Here is a 23,010-nt window from a genome sequence, read left to right on the forward strand (position 1 = left end):
ATTTGCTGGTACGGCATCTGCCGCCTGTTCAACGTCCGAGCAGCGCCACCGCCACCCGAAGCATTTGAGGAAGCCCCAGCGCATTCAACCCGGCAAAAGGAAGCGCAAATGAAACCCATCGTACTGGTAGGCCATCGTCATAGCTGCCCGCTCCATGGCGAAGGCACTGTGGAAACCGGCGCAAATGCAACATTCGTGGATGGCAAGGCCGTCGCTCGTGTGGGCGATCGCATCAGTTGTGGCGCCGTTATCGAAACCGGCGCTGCCTGCACGATCATCGAGGGCCACCCCGCAGCAAGGGAGGGTGACACTACCAGTCATGGAGGGACGTTGATCGAGGGGGACCAGGGTTGGCTCATTGATTGAAAGCCACTACCGGCCACCGAGCCGGAAGCTGAAGTTTGGGCCGTCCAGCGGCCCAAAAGGCGAGCAAAGCCACCTTTCCAGGTGACCCGTTCTCACAACCATGGCGCCAGCCCACAAACTGCGCCATGTCTGCGTCAATCCAGCACTGGCCGAAGCAACGCCTGTGCCTCATACAGGGTCGGTAAATACCGCAACCGTATCTCATCAATACTCAACCGCGATGCATGAGTAGTGATGGTCAGCGTCGCTTTCAACTGACCGGCCCGCCCCAGCAATGGCACCCCCAGCACCCGCATACCGATTTCATATTCCTGATCAACGATACAGAACCCCTGCCCCTTCACGCGCTGTAGCTCAGCGTCCAGCTGCGCCCGGTCTGTCAGTGTGTAGGGCGTCAACGCCCGCAGCGGGTGACGGGCAAAGTATTCGTCCCGCTCCCCCTCATCCAGCCAGGCCAGCCAGATTCGCCCGCTGGCCGTGCAATACATGGGTACCCGCGAGCCCGGCCTGATCGACAAAGACGCCACATGGCTATACCGGCTACGCACCAGATGGATGATCTCATCGCCATCGCGGGTACCCACCGATACGTGCTCCTGGGTCTGCCGCGCCACCTGTTCAACAATCGGCCGCAGCATGCGCGGCAATTGCGCCGAGTCCACATAAGCCTCGCCGATACGCAAGGCCTTGGGGGTCAGCCAGTACTCACGACTGTCTGTTTCGGCAAAGCCCTCATGCACCAAGGTCAGCAGAAACCGCCGCACCGCACTGGGCGTAAGGCCAGATAACCTGGCCGCCTGCGGCACACTCAGACGCGGCTGCTCGGCGCTGAACAGTTGCATCAGCGCCAGGCCTTTCTGCAAGCCTGCGATCAGGTCACGGGGATGGATGACGGGTGTGTTCATGCATTCGACTCGCTACCAGAGGCATAAAAACAGCCGATTACTGCGATAACCGGATCATGACTGCGATTATCGCATTAAGTGGCCGCTTGGCGCATTGTTGCTCACGCCCCTCTGCCTCACCCTTGGCGCCATAACAACGCCAATAAGGAGGTCAGCATGATTCGAGGTTCCACTGAACTGGTCGCCATCGTCGGTTCGCCCATCGCCCAGGTGAAGTCTCCGGAAAACTTCAACACCTGGTTCAACCACAACAACTGCAACCTCGCCATGCTGCCCTTCGACCTGCACGAGGCGGCGCTGGACAGCTTTGCGGATACCCTGCGTGGCTGGCAGAACCTACGCGGTTGCGTGGTCACCGTGCCCTACAAGCAGGCGCTGGCCAACCGCGTGGACGGCCTGAGCGTGCGCGCAGCTGCCCTGGGTTCGGTCAATGTGATACGCCGCGAGCGCGACGGACGCCTGCTGGGCGACAACGTGGACGGCGCCGGCTTCCTCGGCGCTGCGCACAAGCATGGCTTCAAGCCGGCGGGCAAACGGGCACTGGTGATCGGTTGCGGCGGTGTTGGCAGTGCCATTGCCTATGCACTGGCTGAGGCAGGGACCGCCAGTATTACCCTCAGCGACCCCAGCACAGCACGCATGGGTGCTGTATGCGAACTGCTCGGCAACGGCTTCCCCGGGCTTACGGTCAGCACACAGTTCAGTGGGCTGGAAGACTTCGACCTGGTGGCCAACGCGTCCCCAGTCGGCATGGGCACCCGCGCAGAGCTGCCGTTGTCCGCCGCCCTGCTGGCTACCCTGCTGCCAGACACTCTGGTTGCCGACGTGGTCACCTCACCCGAGATCACCCCGCTGCTGAACCGCGCGCGGCAAGTAGGTTGCAGGATCCAGACTGGCCCGGAAATGGCCTTCGCCCAACTGGGCCACCTTGGCGCCTTCATGGGCGTCACGCCGTTGGAGATCTGAGGCCATGACGACTCTGGAGCACACACACAACAGCTTCGACCTGGTTGTGCTGGGCAGCGGTGCCGGTGGTTTTGCCGCTGCCGCCACCGCGGCCCGCCGTGGGCTGAAGGTGCTGATGGTGGAAAAGGCCGAACGCTTTGGCGGCACCTCGGCGATTTCTGGCGGCGCGGTGTGGCTGTACGGCACCGACCAAGCCCGTGACGCCGGCGCCAAGGATTCCCCCGAGGCAATGCGCACCTACCTCAAGCAGGTCATCGGCGACGGCTACGACCCCGCCTTGGGCGACGCCTTCATCGAGCATGGCCACCAGGCGCTGCGCTGGCTGGAGCAGAACACCGAACTGCGTTATGCCCTGCGCCCACTCTCGCCCGACTATTACCCGGATGCACCCGGTGCCACTCAGTTCGGCCGGGCGCTGGAAATGGTCGAATACGACGGCAAGCACCTCGGCACACGCTTCCAGGACCTGCAGATGCCACCGCCCGGCATGCTGCTGTTCGGCGGCATGATGGTCAACCGGGTGGATATCCAGCATTTCCTCAGCATTCGCCGCTCACCCAGGTCACTGTGGCATTGCCTGAAGCTGATGGCGCGTTACGCGCGCGACCGCCTGCAGCACCCACGCGGCACCCGGCTTACCACCGGCAACGCATTGATCGCCCGCCTGGCCACCAGCGCCTTCGCCCACGGCACGCAGTTGTGGTTGCGCAGCGAAGCCGTGGAGCTGATCGCCGAGCGCGGCGTGATCACGGGCGTGGTCGTACAGCGCGAGGGCCGCCGTGAGCGGGTAATGGCCCGTGGTGGCGTGGTGTGCGCCATGGGCGGATTCGCAGCAGGCGCAATGGCCGCCGACTACCGCCCGGCTCAAAAGGCGCCGCACCTGACCCTGTCACCACCGGCCAACGACGGAGCCGCCCTGCGCCTTGCCCAGGCCGTGGCAGCAGCCGAGGGCGAGGGCCTGGCGGCCAACTTCTTCTGGGCACCGGTTTCCGAACTACGTCATGCCGATGGTGAACGTGAGCGCTTCCCGCACCTGGTCACAGACCGCGCCAAGCCGGGCGTTATTGCGGTAGACCAAGCCGGGCGGCGCTTCGTCAACGAGTCCGACTCCTACCACCACTTCGTGCACACCATGTTCGCCAAAGGCATTGCCAGCTGCTGGCTGGTCTGCGATGCCGAGGCAATGAACCGCTACGGGCTTGGCCTGGCGCGGCCCAAGCCCGTCAACAACCAGGCGTTGATCGACGCAGGCTACCTGTATCGCGCCACCACATCGCAGGCACTGGCCCTGGCCATCGGCGTCGATCCACAGGTGTTTGCGCAAACACTTTCACAGTTCAACAGCGATGCCGGCAATGGCATCGACCGCGCCTTTGGCAAAGGCGGCAACAGTTACAACCGCTACATGGGCGACCCACAACATACGCCCAACCCATGCTTGGCACCCCTTACCAAGGGGCCGTTCTACGCCATCCGCATTCACACCGGCGACCTCGGTTCAGCCCGTGGCCTGGTGACCAACGCCGATGCCAACGTGCTGAACCGCAACGGCTTGCCGATTCCCGGGCTGTATGCGGTGGGCAACGACATGAACTCACTGATGAAGGGCACCTACCCCGGCCCCGGCATCACCCTGGGCCCTGCCCTCACCTTCGGCTGGCTTGCTGCCAACCACGTCACCGCGCGCCTGCAGGCGCCGGCTACCCCTACGGAGAACCCGGCATGTACTACGAACTGAGAACCTACACCCTCGACCCATTGAAAATGGCCGACTGGCTGGCCCTGTACCAAAGCCACGCACTCGAGGTGCAGAGCGAACACCTGGGCAACCTGGTGGGCTTTTTCACCAGCGAGTTCGGCGACGTCAACCAAGTGGTGCACATCTGGGGCTATGCCAGCCTCGACGACCGCATGGCACGCCGCGCAGCCATGGCGGCAGACTCGCGCTGGGCGGAATTCTCGCGACGCAACCGCGAGCTGGGCGCGGTACTGCGCCTGCAATCACGGCTGCTGCGCCCGACCGGTTTCTCGCCGCTGCAGTAAGCCACACGCCACTTCTTCCAACAGCCGAGCGGACCCCTTCCATGCCCCCCCTTGAATGTGACGTACTCGTCATCGGCTCCGGCGCCTCTGGCCTGGCTGCCGCCGTAACCGCCGCGCATCATGGCCTGACAGTGGTCGTCGCGGAAAAAGCCAGCCAGCTGGGCGGCACCAGCGCCTGGTCGGGGGGCTGGTTGTGGATACCGCGCAACCCGCTGGCCATCGCCGAAGGCATCGTCGAAGCCGACGATGCCCCGGAGCGCTATCTGCGTGCGCAAACCCACACACGCGAGCTGGACCCGCGTCAACGCGCCTTCCTGCGCCATGGTCCGGAAATGGTGGCGTTCTTCGAGCAACACACAGCCGTGCAGTTCCAGTGCGGTAGCCGTATGCCCGACATGCGTGAAGGCGATGGCAGTGCACGCGGCGGTCGCTCGCTGTGTGCATTACCTTACGACGGGCGACGGCTGGGGCCTTGGCTGCACACGTTACGCCCACCGCTGGACATCGTCAGCCTGGCCGGCATGGGCATTGCCGGGGGCGCCGACATGGCTGCCTTCTTCAACGCCACACGCTCGCCCAAGGCAGCGCTGCATGTTGGCAAGCGCCTGCTGCGCCATGGCCGAGACCTGCTGCTGCACCGTCGCGGCCTGCATCTGGTCAATGGCAACGCGCTGGTGGCGCGCCTGCTGCGCAGCGCCCTTGATCGTGGCGTGACATTGCTGACCGAGAAAGCGGCCAGCCGTCTGTTGTTGTGCGAAGAACGGGTCAACGGCGCGCTGTTTGCCGATGGCCAAGCGATCTACGCACGGCGTGGTGTGGTGCTGGCCTGCGGTGGCTTCCCACATGATCGCCAGCGTATCTCGCAGCTGATGCCGCACGCGCCGGACGGTGACCAGCATTACTCCGCTGCGCCCAGGGAGAATTGCGGTGATGGTTTGCGCCTGGGCGAACAGGCGGGTGGGCGGGTGTCTGCGGCAGGCGCCCACGGGGGCGCCTGGGCGCCGGTATCGCAGGTACCGCGCCGCAATGGCCATTTCGGCCATTTCCCACACCTGATCGACCGTGCCAAGCCCGGTTTCATCGCCGTGCGCCGCGATGGTCGGCGCTTCGTCAACGAAGCCGATTGCTACCACGACTTCATGAACGCGCTGTTCGCCGCCACGCCGCAGGCTGAGCAGCCGGAGGCCTGGCTGATCTGCGACCATGCTGCGCAACGGCGCTATGGCATCGGTTGGGCCAAGCCCTTTCCCTTCCCTACCCGCTTCTATCAGCGCAGTGGCTATTTGCACAGCGGCGCTACCCTGGCGCAACTGGCGCAGCGCTGCGGGATCGACGCCGAGCAGTTGCAGCGCACGGTGGAGGGCTTCAACCATCATGCGGCACAAGGTGAAGACCCTACCTTTCTACGTGGCGCGTCGGCCTACAACCGGGCCCAAGGCGACCCGCAGCAGGCACCTAACCCGTCGCTTCGGCCGTTGCTGAAGGGGCCGTTCCATGCGGTGAAACTGCTGCCAGGCAGCCTTGGCACCTTCGCCGGCCTGGATACAGACGCCTCAGCCCGCGTACTGGACCACGCAGGGCAGCCGATACCCGGGTTGTTTGCAGTGGGTAACGACATGCACAGCGTGATGGGTGGGTACTACCCGAGCGGCGGCATTACCCTTGGCCCTGGGATGACCTTCGGGTATCTGGCCGGTAGAGCGTTGAGCGGGGGCTGTGCACATCATTGATGTCGGTGTTGCGCCCATCAGGCAACGAGGGCCAAAGCCTTCTACCCTTCAGTGAGGTGAATACCTGCCGCGCCCGCAGGCCAACGCAACCGTTCGATAACCGAACAGTAGCCCGTCTCTTGAATTGACGCTGCCGTCTTCACTGCTCACCATGCACCGGCCTTGCGTGCCCCCCTGCCTGGGAAACGGTCACGTACCCGTAGCACCGCAGCTGAATACAATTTCAAGAAACGAGCAGTCTATGAACCACTCCAAGATCCCCCCCGCCGCGCCCCGGATGTCCCAGGGCTCGATCGGCGACAAGCTCCGCGGCGCCTTCGGCGTCGGCAAGACCCGTTGGGGCATGCTGGCCCTGGTGTTCTTCGCCACCACCCTGAACTACATCGACCGCGCCGCCCTCGGCATCATGCAGCCCGTGCTGGCCAAGGAAATGAGCTGGACGGCGATGGACTACGCCAACATCAATTTCTGGTTCCAGGTCGGCTATGCCATCGGCTTTCTGCTGCAAGGCCGACTGATCGACAAGGTCGGGGTCAAACGGGCCTTCTTCTTCGCTGTACTGCTGTGGAGCCTGGCCACGGGTGCCCACGGCCTGGCCACCTCGGCGGCAGGTTTCATGGTCTGCCGCTTCATCCTCGGCCTGACCGAGGCCGCCAACTACCCGGCCTGCGTCAAGACCGTGCGCCTGTGGTTCCCGGCGGGTGAGCGGGCGATTGCAACGGGGCTGTTCAACGCCGGTACCAACGTTGGCGCCATGGTCACCCCCGCGCTGTTGCCGCTGATCCTGGCTGTGTGGGGCTGGCAGGCTGCGTTCATCGCCATGGGCAGCCTGGGCCTGGTGTGGGTCGTGTTTTGGGTGCTGAAATACTACAACCCTGAAGACCACCCCCGCGTGCGTCAGAGCGAGGTGCAGTACATCCAGCAGGATGATGAGCCCGAGCCGACCCGCGTGCCGTTCAGCCGTATCCTGCGCCTGCGTGGCACCTGGGCTTTTGCAGTGGCCTATGCGATTACCGCGCCGGTGTTCTGGTTCTACCTGTACTGGCTGCCGCCGTTCCTGAACCAGCAATACAGCCTGGGCATCAACGTGACCCAGATGGGCATCCCGTTGATCATCATCTGGCTGACGGCAGACTTCGGCAGTATCGGGGGAGGCATCCTGTCGTCGTGGCTGATCGGCCGTGGCGTGCGCGCCACGACAGCGCGCTTGGTGTCCATGCTGATCTTTGCCTGCACCATGCTCAGCGTCATCTTTGCCGCCAACGCCAGTGGACTGTGGGTCGCGGTGGCGGCCATCTCGATCGCGGTAGGCGCGCACCAGGCGTGGACGGCGAATATCTGGAGCCTGGTGATGGACTACACACCCAAGCATCTGGTGAGCACCGTATTCGGCTTCGGCAGCATGTGTGCGGCAATTGGCGGGATGTTCATGACGCAGATTGTCGGCAGCGTGCTGACCGCTACCAACAACAACTATGCCGTGCTGTTTACCATGATCCCCGCCATGTACTTCCTGGCGCTGGTGTGGATGTATTTCATGGCACCGCGCAAGGTCGAGAGCGCCTGAGAGCGCTAGCCACTTACCTCTACGGGGCCCTTGCGGGCCCTTTTTTTGGCTTGGCGTTTCTTGAGAAGCGGACAACGACAATGCAGCGTTCGGTGTGGGTTCACTCGCGAACGTGGCGTAACCAGTGCCATGCGCCACGTTCGCACGATCAGACCGCGGCCAACACCGCCTGGGCTTTCTCCAGCGCCATGCGCGCGCGCTGTTCGCCGCTGATGCCCTGCTCCAGCAATTGCCGCGTGGGGATTTCCAGGCTCAGCGGCACGCTCGGCGGCAAGGCGCGTAACAGGCCAACCAGGTCGGCATCGCCATCACCCGGGAAGCGTCGCTCGTTACGCGCCTGGCGCAGGATCTCGTCCATGTCGGCCGGTACCGGACCAGCAACGTCACACAGTTGGGCATAGCGCATGCGCTGCGGCTTAAGCTGCGCCAGGTCGTCCAGCGAAGACCCGGAGCGGTTGAAGTGGAAGGCATCCACCAGTACGCAGCCATTGGCGCGGTCGGCGTTGGCCACCACCCGCATGGCTTGGCGCAGGTCACGTACGTCGGTCCAGGGCATGAACTCCAGGTGAGGGTGAATGCCGTATTGCGCCGCCAGCTCGCACAATGCGGCAAAGCGTTCGGTCAGGCGCGCTTCGTCGGGGTCGTTGCCCGCTACCAGCAATTCAGTGCCACCCAACCCGGCGCCCACCGCCAGGATCGCTTCGAAATCGGCCACACAGGTTGCCGGCTCAAGACGCAGGATCTCCAGGTCGAGCACCTTGATGCCCGTGTCGCGCAGGCGCGCCTGGGTTTGCCGACGCAGTTCGGCATCGGCAACCAACGGGAAATGCCGCTCCTGTTCGGTGGCTGGCACCAGCCGTAGGCCGACATGGCTGTAACCCGCTCGGGCGGCGGCCTCGACCATGTCCGGTGGAGACAGCTCGAGCACCGTCAGGGCCGCGAGGGAAAAAATTCGATCAGTCATTTATCATCACCAGCAATAGTAAGGTTGTATCAGCCAATGTGCTCGGGCGCGCAAGCCCGACCGCTTTGGGCTGCCTGCCTTATCGCTTCGATCAGCGCCAGTGTGCGCCCCCCGTCGGCAGCGTCGATCAGCGGCGCCTGTTCACCCCGGGCAACCCGCACAAAATGCTGCAATTGCAGGGTCAATGCCTCGCCGGCAGGGATGCTTTCCGAACTTTGCAACAGGGGCGTATGCCAGCCCGAGCCTGCCTCGGCGTAATGCCAGCGCTTGAGCTGGGGAATGCTCAGTGCTCCTTGGGTACCGGCCAGCAGATAGCACGGCTGGCCATCCTGGCGCGGGTACACGGGGCTTTCGCCAGTGTCCAGCTCCCAGCTCCACGGAGCAGCCACCGCGTCAGACCCGGTCAGGCTGCCCAGGGCACCGTTGGCAAACTGCAACAGCACTGCGGCGCTGTCTTCGTTGGCAAAACCGCGTACATCGTTGCGGGTGAAGGCTTGCACCTGCACCACCTCGCCGCACAGGTAACGCAACAGGTCAAGGTCGTGGATCAGGTTGGTCAGCAAGAAACCGGCCCCTGGCTCGCGGCGCCAGGGCGTTTCGAAATAGCTGTCGGGCTTTTGCAATTGCCACAGCGCGGTGACGTTGATCAGACGGCCAAGCTTGCCTTCGTTGATAACCTGGTGCGCCTTGGCGATCAGCGGATTGTGTCGGCGATGGTGCCCTACAAGCACCGGCACACCTCGGCGGCGTGAGGCTTCCACCAGTGCACGCACTTCATCCAGGTTCACGCCCACCGGTTTTTCCAGCAGCACCGGCACCCCGGCCTCGACACAATCCAGGGCGGTCGCGACATGCAGGTTGTTGGGGTTGGCGACGATCACTGCCTCGGGGCGCACCTGCTCCAGCATTTGCCGATGGTCGGCAAAGCAGGGCACGCCGCACTCGGCAGCGAAGGCCTCGGCCTGCGGGCCGGGGTCGGCCACGGCACACAGTTGGGCTTGCGGTACATTGCGCAAGTGCTGGTAATGCTGCCGGCCCATGATGCCGGCGCCAATCAAGGCAATACGAAGGGGTGCGTTCAACAGCCTGTCCTCTTGTCATTGTTGTCATGAAATTCTGAAACCTGGTTCCACAATTCATACTCGACAATTTAGAACCAAGTTCAGCTTTTCAGAAGAACGGGCGCAACAGACTGTGCGGTAATCGACCGGAATATCCCCTCAGGCAAACAGCTCGCTGGCTGGGCTGGCCGCCGACAGCTCTTCTGCCGCCGCCAGCAATAGCGGTGCCAGCGCTGTAAGGCGGCTCTGTGCCAGCCGCGCGCTGGGCCCGGCGATGCTCAGCACGCCAATCACCTCGTCACTTTGCGGGCGGCGCACCACTGCGGCCAGGGCTGAGGTGCCGATGGCGGAGGTTTCCTCGACCCAGGCATAACCACGCTCGCGGGCGCGGTGCAGGTAGGCGAGCAGCTCGTCGGTGGAGCGTGGCGCGTTCGGGCCGAACTGGTCGGGGTCGGCAATACCTTGGCGCAACACCATCTGCAGCGCCTGCTCATCGTCCAGGCTGGCCAGCCAAGCATGCCCGGAGGCGGTATAGAACAGCGGCGCGTCGCGCCCCATATCCGGGTCATAGCGCAGCCCGGAGCGGGCCCCCTGGGACTTGGCGATCCAGGTTTGCCGGGCACCGTCGATCACCCCAAGGCGCACGAGTTCGCCGCTGTCCTGGGCCAGGCGGTCAAGAATCGGCTGGATGATGTCGGCACCGCTGCTGGCCAGGTAACGAAAGCTCAGCGCTACCAGCTTGGCCGACAGCTGATAGCGGCTGTTTTCCCGGTTCTGGCGCACATAGCCCAGCCGCACCAGCTCTGTGAGCATGCGGTGCGCAGCGCTTTTGGGAATGTCCAGGCGCTCGGCCAGGGTTTGTAACGGCAGCCCTTGGGGCTCACCGGTAAGGCTTTCTACAAGACTGAAGGCGCGTTCGATCTGACTACCAGCCATGTCACAGGTCCCTGATTTTTTTGCGAATTCTAGAAGATGATTCCACATCGTCGCTAGCCAGCGCAGCTCGGGCCACCTCGAATGTCCGATGATCGCCCAGTTCTTGCCTGACATGACCAACCTGACCTTGCAGGACCACCCGCTGCTGATAAGAATGTGGAACATTGTTCTAATAAAAGCACAGGAAACCCGCAATGCCTTCCGCTCCTCTCGAAACCGAATGCGATGTACTGGTCATAGGTTCTGGCGCCGCCGGGCTGGCGGCGGCCGTCACGGCTGCCTGGCATGGGCAGAAGGTGATCGTGGCGGAGAAAGAACCGGTGTTTGGCGGTGCCACCGCCTGGTCCGGCGGCTGGGCCTGGGTGCCACGCAACCCGCTGGCGCGCAGGGCCGGCATCGAGGAAGACATCGAACAGCCGCGGACTTATCTGCGCCATGAGCTGGGGGCAAACTACAATGCCGAGCGCGTCGATGCCTTCCTTGAGGCGTGCCCGCACATGGTGGCGTTTTTCGAGAAGTACACGGCGTTGCAGTTTGCCGACGGCAATGGCATCCCGGACATGCATGGCGATACGCCGGGGGCAGCCCTTGGCGGCCACCAGGTGATCGCCGCGCCCTACGATGCCCGCGAGGTTGGCGCCCTGCTGCCACGCTTGCGCAAGACCATGCGCGAAACCTCGTTCATGGGCATGCCGATCATGGCCGGTACCGACCTTGCCGCCTTCCTTAACATGACCCGCTCGCCCAAAGCCCTGCTGCACGTGTGCAAGCGCTTTGGCCGCCACCTGTACCACCTGGCCCGCCATGGTCGGGCCATGCACCTGGTCAACGGTGTGGCACTGGTGGCGCGCCTGGCTAAATCGGCACAGGACCTGGGTGTGCACCTGCAAGCGTCGGCGCCGGCCAAACGCCTGCTGATCGAGGGTGGCCAGGTGCGCGGGGCGTGGGTCGCGACGCCACAGGGCGAGCAGCTGATCCGCGCCAAGGCCGTGGTGCTGGCGGCAGGCGGTTTCCCCAATGACAACGCTCGGCGCCAGCAACTGTTCCCGCGCGATGCCAGCGGCCACGACAACCTGGCGCTGCCGCCCAAGGGGTGTTCTGGCGATGGCCTGCGGCTGGGCGAGTCCGCCGGCGGCGTGGTTGCCACCGACCTGAGGTCGCCAGTGGCTTGGGCACCGGTTTCACAGGTGCCGTATCGCGACGGCAGCGTCGGCCACTTCCCGCACATTATCGAGCGCGGCAAACCGGGCGTTATCGGCGTGCTGGCCAACGGCAAGCGTTTCGTCAACGAAGCGCATGGCTATTACGACTATGTGTCGGCCATGGTCGCTGCAGTGCCGCAGGGTCAGGAGGTGTGCTCGTGGCTGGTTTGCGATCATCGCTTCTTGCGCCGCTATGGCCTGGGGCATGCCCGCCCGGCACCGCTGCCGGTAGGGCCGCATGTGCGCAACGGCTACCTGAAACGCGGCGCCACGCTCGAGCAACTCGCCCAGGCCTGCGGCATTGACCCTTCCGGGCTGCGGGCCACGGTCACTGACTTCAATAGCCATGCCCGTAACGGCCAGGACCCGGCGTTTGGCCGTGGTTCCACGCCGTTCAACCGCAAGCAGGGTGACCCTCAGCACAAGGGCCCTAACCCTTGCGTGGCGCCCATCGAGCACGGGCCGTTCTATGCGGTGAAAGTAAAGCCCGGCTGTTTTGGCACCTTTGCCGGGTTGCGCACCGACGGCAATGCCCGCGTACTGGATGAGGCCGGGCAACCGATTGCAGGCCTGTACGCAGCAGGTACCGACATGGCCAGCGTGTTTGGTGGCTGGTACCCGTCGGGCGGTATCAACCTGGGGCCGGCGCTGACCTTTGGCTATGTCGCCGGGCGGCACATTGCCGGGGTGCAGGGGTACGAGTGAGCTGACCCACAATACCCGGGTGGTCGGCGCTCTGCTGGAGGACGCAGGGAAAGGTCGTGGCGCTTGAATCGAGCGCCACGCGGTCTGATTGTTCAGCGCTGTCGCCCCTCAGCTCACAGGTCTCGCCGCGCTGCGCTCCTGAATTTGCGCCAGCCAGTAGGCCACATCCACCTCGTCGATCTGCTCGGTGCGCAGGAAGCGCTCGGCATATTGGCGGTATACCCCGCTGCTGAGGAACAGCTGTAGCAGTTGCCCGTCGACGTGCCCCTCACGGGCCATGGCCACCAGGATCTTCACCGATTCGGACAGCGTCTTCGGGGGTTTGTATGGCCGGTCTGCTGCCGTCAGTGCTTCGAAGATGTCGGCAATCGCCATCACTCGCTCGGCAATGCCCAGGTCCTGCCCGTCCAACCGGCGCGGATAGCCGCTGCCGTCCATCTTTTCGTGGTGGTTGCCGGCGATGTCGGGTACCCGCTTGAGCTGGCGCGGGAGCGGCAGTGCACTGAGCATGATGATGGTCTGCACGATGTGTTCGTTGATCTTGAAGCGTTCTTCGTCAGTCAGCGTGCCACGGCGGATCGACAGGTTGTACAGCTCGCCGTAGTTGCTGGCGTGGCCTGGCAGGTGCATGTCGAACCCCCAGATATTACGCGGGTCGCCCTTCACCACCGGCGGCGTGCGGGTACCCCAGGGCACGCAGTGCTCGGGGCGGTCGGCCAGCAATGGCTCCTCTGTCGGTAGTTCAGGCTGCGGCACGCCAACAAGGCGTTCCGCCTCGTCACGGGAGATGCCCAGGCGGTTATCGAAATGGCGCAGCCAGCGGCGCTTGCCGATCACCTGCAAGCGCTGGATATCGGTGTCCTGCATGAACTCGCCGCCGATGTTGGCCTGGGCGACGAAAGCGAAGTCGTCCTGCAGCTCGGCCTGGCTTCGGCTCAGGGCGGCTTTCAGTACCTGCTGGTCGACGCCGCTGGCCAGGCCTTGCCAATAAGCCAGCTCCGCATCGCGCCACAGCACTTCGAAACGCATGCGTACTTCGTGAATGCGGTTGTACAGGGTCTCCAGCTTGGTCGCCTTGTCCACCACGTACTCGGGGCTGGTGACCTTGCCACAATCGTGCAGCCAGGCTGCCACATGGAACTCGTATCGCTCTGCCTCGGTCATGCTGAAGCTGGCGAACGGGCCGCTGTCGGCTGCCACTGCCTGATCCAGCAGCATCTGCGCCAGCTGAGGCACCCGCTCGCAGTGGCCACCGGTGTAGGGGCTCTTGGCATCGATGGCGTCTGCCAGCAGCTTGATCATGGCGTCCAGCAGGCGTTGCTGGGCTTCGACCAACTGGCGGGTTTCGATAGCCACCGCAGCCACTCCGGACAATTCCTCGACAAAGCGCCGGAATGCCTCGCCCACCCGCTCCTGCGCCTGCTCTTCGCCCATTTGCAGGACCAGGATGCCCAACAGTGCCCGGCTACGGTCATTAAGCACCACGGCCAGGCTGCGCTCGTGCAGGCCGAGGGCCTGGGTCACTGTTGCAGCCAAGTGCTGCCGGGCGCCTTCATCCACTGCCAGCTCGCTTGGGTAGTGTTCACCGCGGCACGAGGCGGCCAGGCGCAGCAAAGCCTGTTCAGCGTCGTACAGGTAAACCCCGCCGGCGTCGCCCCCGGCAGCTTCTACCAGATGGCTCAGCACGCCATCGAGCATGCGCTCCAGGTCTCGCTCGCGGCTGAGCGCAAGGGTAATCGCCTGAAAGTGGCGAATAGTACCGGACATGCGGCTCAGCACGCGGCTCAACTCGCGCACCTCGGAAACCCGCGAGTGCACGCCCACTTCACGGCTGAAATCAAAGCTGGCCAAGCCTTGAACCTGCTCGCGCAACAGCCGCAGCGGGCGGCCAATGCGCCGGCCAAGCACACCGCCGAGCACCAGCAACACGGCCATCAGCGCCACGGTCCAGAGCAACTGCTCGAACAAGACTTTGCGTGCCCCCACCAGCAGCTCGTGGCCTGGTACGGCAATCAGCACGTGCAAGTCGTGCCCGGCCAGGGTGGTCAGCTGCACACGAATGCCATACCAGGTCTGGCCGTCCACCTGATAAGGCTGAGGCTGGTTGCCCTTCGGCAGGTCAGCGTATAGCTGCGCCAGGCTGGGAGCGCCCAGCTCGGCGACACGTGACAGGCGCACGCCTTGCCCATCGTGCACGATTGCCCGCTGCGGGTCCGGATAAGCCACAACATCGCCTTGGTCATCGACCACAACGATCTCGGTACCCGGGGTCATGCGCAGGTCCTGAATCTCACTGGCCAAGTCATTGACCGAAACGTCCAGGCCGATCACGGCCCCACCGTCGACGCTACGTTGGGCCATGGTCAAGCCGACCTCGCGGGTGGTGAAGAACACATAGGGGCGCGTCAGCACAGTAGAGGGTTGTACCGTGGCTTCAGCGAACCAGGGGCGCAGGCGTGGATCGTAGCGATAGTCAGGTTTGGCCTGGGCCTGCAACAAGTTCAGCGCCCGATCATAAAAGCGCCACTCGCCCTGCACCTTGGCGCCGTCGCCATGGCTGACGCTCTGCACCAGAAAAGCCGTGCCCGGTGGAGCGGCGAAACGCTGCATCAGCTGCGGGTCATGCAGGCGACGCACCAGCAGGAACTCGCCGCTGGGGTAACCCAGATAGGCGGCGCTGAGCATGCGGTTGGCGTCCAGCATTTCCACCAGCTGTGGCAGCCGATCCATGCGCTGTGCCTGGGTGTGAAGCGTCGTGTTGTGGGCAAGCAGGCGGATGCTGCTTTGCGCCGGCTCGATCAGGCGCCTGGCGCGCTCATCGATGGTCTTGGCAACCTGCTGGGCAGCATCGCCAGCAGCAGCCACGAGGGTCTGGCGAATACCGCGATAGCCCTGCCAGGCCAGGGCGGCGCCGAGCAGCAGCATGCCCAGCACGATAGCCAGCGCCACCAGCCACTGCAGTGAAATACCACGTCCTGTATTGCCAACAACACGCCTCGTCGACACGCAGCCCATCCCAGGTACTCCATGTGCGGCACATTGCCTTGGCTGATGTCTGCAGCAGTGTAGAGTGCGCGTGAGCGTTCTGCCGGGCCGGCAACACGTTTACAGACGAGCGTGCAAGGCTTTGTACCGCGACACAGGCGACGTGGGCCATGATCAGGGCATCAGCCGCGCAACTGGTACCAGGTGGTCTTGAGCTGCGAATACTTGTCGAACGAATGCAGTGACAGATCGCGGCCAAACCCCGACTGCTTGCCCCCACCGAACGGCACCGTCACATCCAGCGCATCGACCGTGTTCACCGATACGGTACCGGCTTTCAAGGCCCGCGCTACCCGGTGCACCTGGTTGAAATCGTCGCTCCACACCGAGGCTGCCAGGCCATAGATGCTGTCGTTGGCAAGGCGCACCGCTTCTTCTTCGGTGTCGAAGGCGCTGACCGCCAGTACCGGGCCGAACACCTCCTCGCGTGCCAGGCTCATGCGGCCCTCGACACCGGCAAAAATGGTCGGCTCGATGTAGTTGTCCGAACCTTCGATGGTCAGGCGTCGGCCGCCACACACCAATCGCGCGCCCTCTTGCCCGGCACGCACAATGGCGGCCTCGATGCGGCCGGTCTGCCCGGCATCGACAATGGCCCCGGCGCGGCTCGCCGGATCCAGCGGGTTACCGGGCAGCCACTGGCGAGCCTTGGCCTGCAGCCGCTCGATGAACTCATCGTGGATGGCACGCTGCACGTACAGCCGCGAGTTGGCCGAACACACCTCGCCCTGGTTGAAGAAAATGCCGAAGGCGGCCTTTTCCGCAGCCAGGTCCAGGTCCTGGCAGTTGTCGAACACCAGGTTTGGGCTCTTGCCGCCGCACTCCAGCCACACCTGCTTGAGGTTGGACTGCGCCGAGTACTGCATGAAGTACTTGCCCACCTGGGTGGAGCCGGTGAATACCAGGCAGTCCACATCCGGGTGCAGGCCCAGCGCCTGCCCGGCCTGCTCGCCCAGGCCCGGCACCACGTTCAGTACGCCTTCCGGCAACCCCGCTTCCAGCGCCAGTTGGGCCAGGCGCAGGGCCGAAAACGGTGATTGCTCGGCGGGCTTGAGTACCACGCTGTTACCGGCAGCCAGCGCCGGGGCCAGCTTCCACGCGGCCATGTCGAGGGGGAAGTTCCACGGCACCACGGCCGCGACCACACCGAGTGCTTCGCGGGTGATGGTGGCCAGCGCATTGGCAGCAGTGGGCGCCACCTGGTCATACAGCTTGTCCAGCGCCTCGCCGTACCAGGCGAACACATGGGCAGAGCCCGGCACGTCGATGGTGTAGGCATCCATCACCGGCTTGCCCATGTTCAGCGAGTCCAGCAGGGCCAGCTCCTCGCGATGGGCCATGATCAGCTCGGCCAGGCGCAGCAGCACTTTCTTGCGCTCGCCAGGCGCCATGCGCGGCCAGGGGCCTTGCTCGAAGGCTCGACGGGCGCTGGCGACGGCCAGGTCGACCTCGGCATGGCCGCAGGCGGTAACCTGTGCCATTACGTTGTTGGTGGCGGGGTTGATGGCAGCGAAGGTGGCGCCATCCTGTGCGTTGACGGGTTTGCCGTCGATCAGTGCATGGGCCGGAAGGTAGAGGTCCGAGGCGCGTTGTTGCCAGAATTCGAGAGTGTACATTTGTACTCCAGACGACCGTCGTGGCGGTCCTTCTTGCGCAAGTAACAGGTACCACACAGTCCGCAAGCACGCCGCACTCCCTCTGTGGGAGCGGGCATGCCCGCGAATCAGGCGACACGGTGGATGGCACCGGCTTCGCCGGTGTTCGCGGGCGTGCCCGCTCCCACAGGGAAGTGCGTTGCCCTTGTCAGCGGCTTAGAGCTTGCCGACCAGCCGCGCCGTGCGGTCTACGGCTATCCGGGTCTTCTCCACCAGCTCATCCAGCTCGCTGTGGTTGGCAATCAAGGCCGGGGCCATGATCATCCGGCCCAGGGTCGAGCGAATGATCACCCCTTCCTCGAAACCAAAGGTGCGGCACTGCCAGGCCAGGTCGTTCTCGTTGGCAAAGCGCTTGCGCGTCGGCTTGTGCTCGGCGAACTGCAGCGCCGCCACCAGTCCGGCCCCTTGCACCTGGCCGATCAATGGGTGGTCGGCAAACACTTCCCGCAGGATGCGCTGCAGGTACGGCCCCGTGTCGTCCTTCACCTGGCGCACGATGCCTTCGTCACGCAGCGCCTTCAGGTTGGCGATGGCCACTGCCGCCGCCACCGGGTGGCCGGAATAGGTCAGGCCGTGGGCAAACACCCCGCCGCGTTCCACCAACGCCTCGGCAATGCGCTTGCTCAGCACCAGGCCGCCCATGGGCACATAGCCGCTGGTCAGGCCCTTGGCAATCGACAGGGTGTCGGGCTCGAAGCCGAAGTATTCATGGGCGAACCATTCGCCGGTGCGGCCAAAGCCACCGATCACCTCGTCGGCGCACAGCAGCACGTCGTACTGGCGGCAGATACGCTGGATTTCCGGCCAGTAGCTTTCCGGCGGGAAGATCATGCCGCCGGCCCCCTGGAAGGGTTCGGCAATGAAGCCGGCAACGTTTTCGGCACCCAGTTCGAGGATCTTTTCCTCCAGCTGCAGGGCGCAGCGGCGGCCGAACTCGGCCGGGGTCAGTTCACCGCCCTCGGCGTACCAGTAGGGTTCGTCGATGTGTGCCACATCCGGAATCAACCCGCCCATGTCGTGCATGAACTTCATCCCGCCCAGCGCCGTGGCCGCCAGGGTCGAGCCATGGTAGCCGTTCCAGCGGCCGATCATGACCTTCTTGCCTGGCTGGCCAACCACCTGCCAGTAGCGGCGCACGGTGCGGATCAGTACCTCGTTGGCCTCGGAGCCGGAGTTGGTATAGATCGCGTGGCTGTAGTGCCCCGGCAGCAGGCTGAACAGCAGTTCGGACAGTTCGATCACCGCCGGGTGGGTGGTGTGGAAGAACATGTTGTAGTAGGCCAGCTGATCCATCTGCGTGGCTGCGGCGGCCGTCAGGTCACGACGGCCATAACCGAGCTGGGTGCACCACAGGCCGGACATGCCATCCAGGTAACGCTTGCCCTCGCTGTCCCACAGGTGCAGGCGTTCGCCCCCGACGATCACCCGCGGCCCTTCGGCGTTCAGCGCCTTCTGGTCGAGGAAGGCATGAATGTGGTGGGCGGCATCGGCTGCCTGATAGTCACGGGTCTGGCGTTGCGGGGCGAAAGGCGCGTTCATTGTTGGTTTTCCTTTGCGGTGGGGTTGCAGGGCAGCTGGCGCTCAGCGCAGCTTGCCCATGTAGCTTTCCAGCGGGTCCTTGCCCAGCACGCCCTGGGCATTGGCCAGTGCATCGATGAACAGGGAGAACAGTTCGGACTGGGTGCCGATGTCGAGCTTGGCGTAGACGTTCTTGCGGTGCGACTTGATGGTGTCCTCCGACACTCCCAACCGCTCGGCCAGCGACTTGGTCGAGTGGCCACGCAGGATCAGCTGGGCGATACGGCATTCACGCTCGGTCAGCAGCGAGCTGCCGAAGTTGTTCAGCGCGGCATGGATACGTTGTTCGAGGATGTTCTCGAAGCGCCCTGCGCGGCTGTCCAGCCCGGCAAAATGCTTGCCGAGTACCGCCAGCACCCAAGGCGTGATGAGCCCGAACCGCGTGCGGCTTTGCCCATCCAGCTTGTCGGTGAAGGCCAGCGACACCGCCAGGCTTTGCCCGGGCGCCACCTGCAGGATGTAGTTGAGTTCATCCTCCAGGTGCGAGTGGCGGTAAAACGATTGGTAATATTCGCTGACCTCGAAGTGGTCGGGTGCCACTTCGAACAGGCCGTAGCAGCCGGATTCGACCTGTTCCACACAAGCACCGTAGAACGGGTCGAGCAGGTAGAAGCCCGACAGGTAGCGGCTGACATTGCCCTCGGGCTGCCAGGGCGCCTTGTCATCCTGCTCGAACAGCGCACAGGGCATGCCGTCGTGCGGGTACAGGTACACCGTGGTCGCCTGGATCGGCCGGATCACACCCAGTGCTGCAAACAGGCTGGCGGCAAAGCCCGGCCGGCCGATCGCCTCGGTGACCTTGGCCTGGTGCTCGAACCATTGTTCTGAAAGCAATTGATTGGTCACTGTAAGCCTGCCGTTTCTTCTCAGTGGCACCGCCGCCAGTGCGGTGCGTCGTTGAGCAGATACTCCCACGGCGCTGCAGGCACCGGAATCACCCTTTGGGGTGAGCCGGGCAAGGGCTGTGTCCGCTCACCCCAAAGGGTGATTCCGGGTGCCTGCAGGGTGTGGGAGCATCAACCCGCCCCAGCGCTGCGAGCTTTCGGCTCGACCTCCTTGCACAACACCTGACGGTCGCGAGCCTGCTCGCCTGCCGCGGTGTCCTGCATCCCTTTTCAGGAGTTAGCAATGCATACAACAACAAGTACAGCCCATAGCCCCGCCCCGCATGCACCCTCGCAACCCGGCACCAGCACCGGCCGCTTCCGCAAATCCATGAGCATGACCGCCCTGGTGCTGTTTGGCCTGGCCTACATGGTGCCCCTGGCCGTATTCACCACCTACGGGCTGGTCACCCAGATGACCAAAGGGCACCTGCCCACCGCCTACCTGCTAACGCTCGCCGCCATGCTGCTGACCGCCTACAGTTACGGCCGCATGGTCCAGGCCCACCCCTACTCCGGCTCGGTCTACACCTACACGCGCAAGGCCTTCGGCAGCCATATCGGCTTCATCACCGGTTGGACACTGCTGCTCGACTACATCTTTCTACCGCTGCTCAGCTACCTGCTGATCGGCATCTACATGTCGGAATACTTCCCGACCATCCATGCCTGGGTGTGGGTAGCGGGTTCCATTGCCCTGGTCACCTTCCTCAACCTGATCGGCATCGAGTCGATCACCCGGGTCAACTGGATCCTGGTGGTGGTGCAACTGGTGTTCATCATCGTCTTCGTCGCTTTGTCCATTCTCAAGCTCAGCGGACAGGCGGAGCCGGTGTCGCTGCTGGCCCCTTTGCACCACGATGGCTTCAGCGTGCCGTTGATCATGACCGGCGCCGCCGTGCTGTGCCTGTCGTTCCTCGGCTTCGATGCGGTGTCGACCATGGCTGAGGAAACCAGTAACCCGACCTACCGCATTCCCGTGGCGATTCTGGCGGTGTCGTTGATCGGCGGCCTGCTGTTTCTGGTGGTGTCTTATTGCGCGCAGATGGTGTTCCCCGACTGGGGCAGCTTCGCCGACCCGGATTCGGCGTCGGTGGACGTGATGCGCCGGGTGGGCGGCGAGCTGCTGGTAACCGCCTTCACCGCTACCTACGTGGCGGGCTGCTTCGCCTCGGCCATGGTGTCCCAGGCCAGCGTGTCGCGCGTACTGTTCGCCATGGGTCGCGACGGCGCATTGCCGCGGGCATTCGGCCAGCTGGTGACGAAAAAGCGCGTGCCGGCCACTGCCATCCTGGTGGTCAGCCTGCTGTCGCTGATCGCCCTGGTAATCACCCTGGATACCGTGGCGAACATGATCAGCTTTGGCGCACTGTTCGCCTTTTCGGCGGTGAACCTGGCGGTGGTCAAGCACTACCTGGTTGACCAGAAACTGCGCGGTTGCCGCAACTACCTGCTGTACGGCGCCATTCCCGGCCTGGGCTTTCTCAGCACGTTGTGGCTATGGAGCAGCCTGACCAGCCTGTCGTTCACCATCGGCCTGTGCTGGATGGGCCTGGGCCTGTTGGTGCTACTGGGGCTGACCCGGGCGTTGCGCGTGAAGCTGCCAGAGTTGCAGATGGCCGAGTGAGCCCTGACGCCTTGCATGACCGCTCCTGCAGGGCATCGCGAGAACCCGGGTGATAACTGCTCGTTATCGCCCGATCCGTATTAATCATTATTCAGCCCCCCGTTCGCCCCCTACAGTCCTGACCAACGATTGTCATTGCCAACGGGAAACGAAATGTCCATCGAACACCGCCTGAACCACATCGCCGGCCAGCTCAGTGGCCACGGTGACGTGCTGCTGCACAGCCTCGACGCCCACACCGGTGAAACACTGCCCTACGCCTTCCACCAGGCGACTGGCGATGAAGTCGAGGCCGCCGCCCAGGCCGCCGAGGTGGCCTACCCGAGCTACCGCAGCACCCACCCGGACCAGCGCGCCGCTTTTCTCGACGCTATCGCCAGCGAACTGGACGCGTTGGGTGATGACTTCATCCAGGACGTGATGCGCGAAACCGCACTGCCTGAAGCACGCATCCGCGGCGAACGCAGCCGCACCAGCAACCAGCTGCGCCTGTTTGCCGAGGTGGTACGGCGTGGCGACTTCTACGCTGCACGCATCGACCGCGCCCTGCCCCAGCGCACCCCACTGCCGCGCCCGGACCTGCGCCAGTACCGCATCGGCGTGGGCCCGGTGGCCGTATTCGGCGCCAGCAACTTCCCACTGGCCTTCTCCACCGCTGGCGGTGACACCGCTTCGGCGCTGGCCGCCGGCTGCCCGGTGGTGTTCAAGGCACACAGCGGGCACATGCTCACTGCGGCCCAAGTGGCCGCGGCCATCGACCGTGCAGTGACCGGCAGCGGCATGCCGGCAGGCGTTTTCAACATGATCTACGGTGCCGGTGTGGGCGAAGCACTGGTCAAGCACCCAGCCATTCAGGCGGTCGGCTTTACCGGCTCGCTGCGCGGTGGCCGCGCCCTGTGCGACATGGCCGCAGCGCGCCCGCAGCCGATCCCTGTGTTCGCCGAAATGAGCAGTATCAACCCGGTGATCGTGCTGCCGCAGGCTCTGCAGGCTCGCGGTGAACAGGTGGCGACCGAGCTGGCCGCCTCGGTGGTGCTGGGCTGCGGGCAGTTCTGCACCAACCCGGGCCTGGTGGTGGGTATCCGGTCGCCACACTTCGAGCATTTCCTGCAAACGCTGGTGGCACGCATGGCCGACCAGAGCCCGCAGACCATGCTCAACGCTGGCACCCTGCGCAGCTACCAGAACGCTGTGCAGCACCTGCTGGCGCACCCGGGTATCCAGCATCTGGCCGGCCAACCGCAAACCGGTAACCAGGCTCAGCCGCAGTTGTTCAAGGCCGACGTGAGCCTGCTGCTCAATGGCGACCCGCTGTTGCAGGAAGAAGTGTTCGGCCCTAGCACCGTGGTGGTTGAAGTGGCCGATGCCCAGCAATTGGCCGAAGCATTGCGTCACCTGCAAGGTCAGCTGACTGCCACCCTGATTGCCGAACCTGACGACCTGCGCACCTTTGCCTCACTGGTGCCGTTGCTGGAACGCAAGGCCGGGCGCTTGCTGCTCAATGGCTACCCGACCGGTGTGGAGGTTTCCGATGCCATGGTGCATGGCGGCCCCTACCCGGCCACCTCCGACGCCCGCGGCACTTCGGTCGGCACCTTGGCCATCGACCGCTTCCTGCGCCCGGTGTGCTTCCAGAACTACCCGGACGCACTGCTGCCGGATGCGTTGAAAAACGCTAACCCGCTGGGGATTGCCCGGTTGCTGGAGGGTGTGAGCAGCCGCGAGGCGGTGTGATCTTTCATGGCTGCAACCCGTGCCGGCCTCTTCGCGGCTATA

The 23,010-nt window shown here is 64.2% G+C and carries 17 protein-coding genes; 9 read left to right on the forward strand and 8 right to left on the reverse strand.

What is annotated here, in order from left to right; translation table 11 throughout:
* Positions 1 to 108: 108 nt before the first annotated feature.
* Positions 109 to 366: a PAAR domain-containing protein gene (locus N5D53_RS01455; RefSeq protein WP_003250871.1), complete on the forward strand. Its 258-nt coding sequence runs from the start codon at positions 109 to 111 to the stop codon at positions 364 to 366.
* 134 nt (positions 367 to 500) lie between these two features.
* Here N5D53_RS01455 and N5D53_RS01460 read toward each other — a convergent pair whose 3' ends face one another.
* Positions 501 to 1,271: an IclR family transcriptional regulator gene (locus N5D53_RS01460; protein ID WP_190869155.1), complete on the reverse strand. Its 771-nt coding sequence runs from the start codon at positions 1,269 to 1,271 to the stop codon at positions 501 to 503.
* 156 nt (positions 1,272 to 1,427) lie between these two features.
* On the opposite strand from N5D53_RS01460, the gene N5D53_RS01465 reads away from it, so the two are divergent.
* From N5D53_RS01465 to N5D53_RS01485, 5 genes are all read left to right on the forward strand, one after another.
* Positions 1,428 to 2,237 (forward strand): shikimate dehydrogenase, encoded by an 810-nt coding sequence (locus N5D53_RS01465; RefSeq protein WP_104962002.1) that lies wholly within the window; start codon positions 1,428 to 1,430, stop codon positions 2,235 to 2,237.
* Positions 2,238 to 2,241: 4 nt separating this feature from the next.
* Positions 2,242 to 3,975 (forward strand): FAD-dependent oxidoreductase, encoded by a 1,734-nt coding sequence (locus N5D53_RS01470; protein ID WP_190869154.1) that lies wholly within the window; start codon positions 2,242 to 2,244, stop codon positions 3,973 to 3,975.
* Positions 3,960 to 4,280: an NIPSNAP family protein gene (locus N5D53_RS01475; RefSeq protein ID WP_003250862.1), complete on the forward strand. Its 321-nt coding sequence runs from the start codon at positions 3,960 to 3,962 to the stop codon at positions 4,278 to 4,280. The genes N5D53_RS01470 and N5D53_RS01475 overlap by 16 nt, the downstream gene beginning before the upstream one ends.
* A gap of 41 nt (positions 4,281 to 4,321) precedes the next feature.
* Complete coding sequence (locus N5D53_RS01480; protein WP_266025046.1) at positions 4,322 to 6,010, forward strand: FAD-dependent oxidoreductase; 1,689 nt, start codon at positions 4,322 to 4,324, stop codon at positions 6,008 to 6,010.
* A 241-nt stretch (positions 6,011 to 6,251) separates the two neighbouring features.
* On the forward strand, positions 6,252 to 7,577 hold the full coding sequence (locus tag N5D53_RS01485; RefSeq protein ID WP_012052802.1) for an MFS transporter: 1,326 nt from the start codon (positions 6,252 to 6,254) through the stop codon (positions 7,575 to 7,577).
* A gap of 148 nt (positions 7,578 to 7,725) precedes the next feature.
* On the opposite strand, the gene N5D53_RS01490 is transcribed toward N5D53_RS01485, so the two are convergent.
* The 3 genes from N5D53_RS01490 to N5D53_RS01500 form a co-directional block, all read right to left on the reverse strand.
* Positions 7,726 to 8,541: a sugar phosphate isomerase/epimerase gene (locus N5D53_RS01490; protein WP_190869153.1), complete on the reverse strand. Its 816-nt coding sequence runs from the start codon at positions 8,539 to 8,541 to the stop codon at positions 7,726 to 7,728.
* 29 nt (positions 8,542 to 8,570) lie between these two features.
* The gene (locus tag N5D53_RS01495) at positions 8,571 to 9,623 is read right to left on the reverse strand and encodes a Gfo/Idh/MocA family oxidoreductase (RefSeq protein WP_190869152.1); all 1,053 of its coding nucleotides are present in this window, start codon (positions 9,621 to 9,623) and stop codon (positions 8,571 to 8,573) included.
* 138 nt (positions 9,624 to 9,761) lie between these two features.
* Positions 9,762 to 10,538, reverse strand: a complete 777-nt coding sequence (locus N5D53_RS01500) for an IclR family transcriptional regulator (RefSeq protein WP_104962007.1) — start codon at positions 10,536 to 10,538, stop codon at positions 9,762 to 9,764.
* Positions 10,539 to 10,732: 194 nt separating this feature from the next.
* Here N5D53_RS01500 and N5D53_RS01505 point away from each other — a divergent pair, with 194 nt between their 5' ends.
* Positions 10,733 to 12,445, forward strand: a complete 1,713-nt coding sequence (locus tag N5D53_RS01505; RefSeq protein ID WP_190869151.1) for an FAD-dependent oxidoreductase — start codon at positions 10,733 to 10,735, stop codon at positions 12,443 to 12,445.
* A gap of 108 nt (positions 12,446 to 12,553) precedes the next feature.
* Here the strand turns inward: N5D53_RS01505 and N5D53_RS01510 are convergent, their stop codons facing one another.
* From N5D53_RS01510 to N5D53_RS01525, 4 genes are all read right to left on the reverse strand, one after another.
* The gene (locus N5D53_RS01510; RefSeq protein ID WP_279839404.1) at positions 12,554 to 15,460 is read right to left on the reverse strand and encodes an HD domain-containing phosphohydrolase; all 2,907 of its coding nucleotides are present in this window, start codon (positions 15,458 to 15,460) and stop codon (positions 12,554 to 12,556) included.
* Between the two features lie 152 nt (positions 15,461 to 15,612).
* Positions 15,613 to 17,106 (reverse strand): aldehyde dehydrogenase, encoded by a 1,494-nt coding sequence (locus tag N5D53_RS01515; protein WP_279839406.1) that lies wholly within the window; start codon positions 17,104 to 17,106, stop codon positions 15,613 to 15,615.
* A gap of 195 nt (positions 17,107 to 17,301) precedes the next feature.
* On the reverse strand, positions 17,302 to 18,684 hold the full coding sequence (locus N5D53_RS01520; protein WP_004575424.1) for an aspartate aminotransferase family protein: 1,383 nt from the start codon (positions 18,682 to 18,684) through the stop codon (positions 17,302 to 17,304).
* 42 nt (positions 18,685 to 18,726) lie between these two features.
* Positions 18,727 to 19,569 (reverse strand): helix-turn-helix transcriptional regulator, encoded by an 843-nt coding sequence (locus tag N5D53_RS01525; protein WP_010953510.1) that lies wholly within the window; start codon positions 19,567 to 19,569, stop codon positions 18,727 to 18,729.
* A gap of 282 nt (positions 19,570 to 19,851) precedes the next feature.
* Between N5D53_RS01525 and N5D53_RS01530 the strand changes: the two genes are divergently transcribed.
* Both N5D53_RS01530 and N5D53_RS01535 read left to right on the forward strand, forming a co-directional pair.
* Positions 19,852 to 21,234 (forward strand): APC family permease, encoded by a 1,383-nt coding sequence (locus tag N5D53_RS01530; RefSeq protein ID WP_104887420.1) that lies wholly within the window; start codon positions 19,852 to 19,854, stop codon positions 21,232 to 21,234.
* A 153-nt stretch (positions 21,235 to 21,387) separates the two neighbouring features.
* The gene (locus N5D53_RS01535; RefSeq protein WP_104962011.1) at positions 21,388 to 22,968 is read left to right on the forward strand and encodes an aldehyde dehydrogenase (NADP(+)); all 1,581 of its coding nucleotides are present in this window, start codon (positions 21,388 to 21,390) and stop codon (positions 22,966 to 22,968) included.
* Positions 22,969 to 23,010 lie beyond the last annotated feature (42 nt).

Source organism: Pseudomonas sp. GD03862 (assembly GCF_029840855.1).
Classification (GTDB): Bacteria; Pseudomonadota; Gammaproteobacteria; order Pseudomonadales; family Pseudomonadaceae; genus Aquipseudomonas; species Aquipseudomonas alloputida.

Coding starts and splice junctions, on each gene's coding strand:
- N5D53_RS01510 (WP_279839404.1), bottom strand. CDS start 15,460: ATGGGCTGCGTGTCGACGAGGCGTGTTGTTGGCAATACAGGACGTGGT.
- N5D53_RS01475 (WP_003250862.1), top strand. CDS start 3,960: ATGTACTACGAACTGAGAACCTACACCCTCGACCCATTGAAAATGGCC.
- N5D53_RS01470 (WP_190869154.1), top strand. CDS start 2,242: ATGACGACTCTGGAGCACACACACAACAGCTTCGACCTGGTTGTGCTG.
- N5D53_RS01520 (WP_004575424.1), bottom strand. CDS start 18,684: ATGAACGCGCCTTTCGCCCCGCAACGCCAGACCCGTGACTATCAGGCA.
- N5D53_RS01535 (WP_104962011.1), top strand. CDS start 21,388: ATGTCCATCGAACACCGCCTGAACCACATCGCCGGCCAGCTCAGTGGC.
- N5D53_RS01500 (WP_104962007.1), bottom strand. CDS start 10,538: ATGGCTGGTAGTCAGATCGAACGCGCCTTCAGTCTTGTAGAAAGCCTT.
- N5D53_RS01490 (WP_190869153.1), bottom strand. CDS start 8,541: ATGACTGATCGAATTTTTTCCCTCGCGGCCCTGACGGTGCTCGAGCTG.
- N5D53_RS01505 (WP_190869151.1), top strand. CDS start 10,733: ATGCCTTCCGCTCCTCTCGAAACCGAATGCGATGTACTGGTCATAGGT.
- N5D53_RS01460 (WP_190869155.1), bottom strand. CDS start 1,271: ATGAACACACCCGTCATCCATCCCCGTGACCTGATCGCAGGCTTGCAG.
- N5D53_RS01485 (WP_012052802.1), top strand. CDS start 6,252: ATGAACCACTCCAAGATCCCCCCCGCCGCGCCCCGGATGTCCCAGGGC.
- N5D53_RS01530 (WP_104887420.1), top strand. CDS start 19,852: ATGCATACAACAACAAGTACAGCCCATAGCCCCGCCCCGCATGCACCC.
- N5D53_RS01515 (WP_279839406.1), bottom strand. CDS start 17,106: ATGTACACTCTCGAATTCTGGCAACAACGCGCCTCGGACCTCTACCTT.
- N5D53_RS01480 (WP_266025046.1), top strand. CDS start 4,322: ATGCCCCCCCTTGAATGTGACGTACTCGTCATCGGCTCCGGCGCCTCT.
- N5D53_RS01455 (WP_003250871.1), top strand. CDS start 109: ATGAAACCCATCGTACTGGTAGGCCATCGTCATAGCTGCCCGCTCCAT.
- N5D53_RS01465 (WP_104962002.1), top strand. CDS start 1,428: ATGATTCGAGGTTCCACTGAACTGGTCGCCATCGTCGGTTCGCCCATC.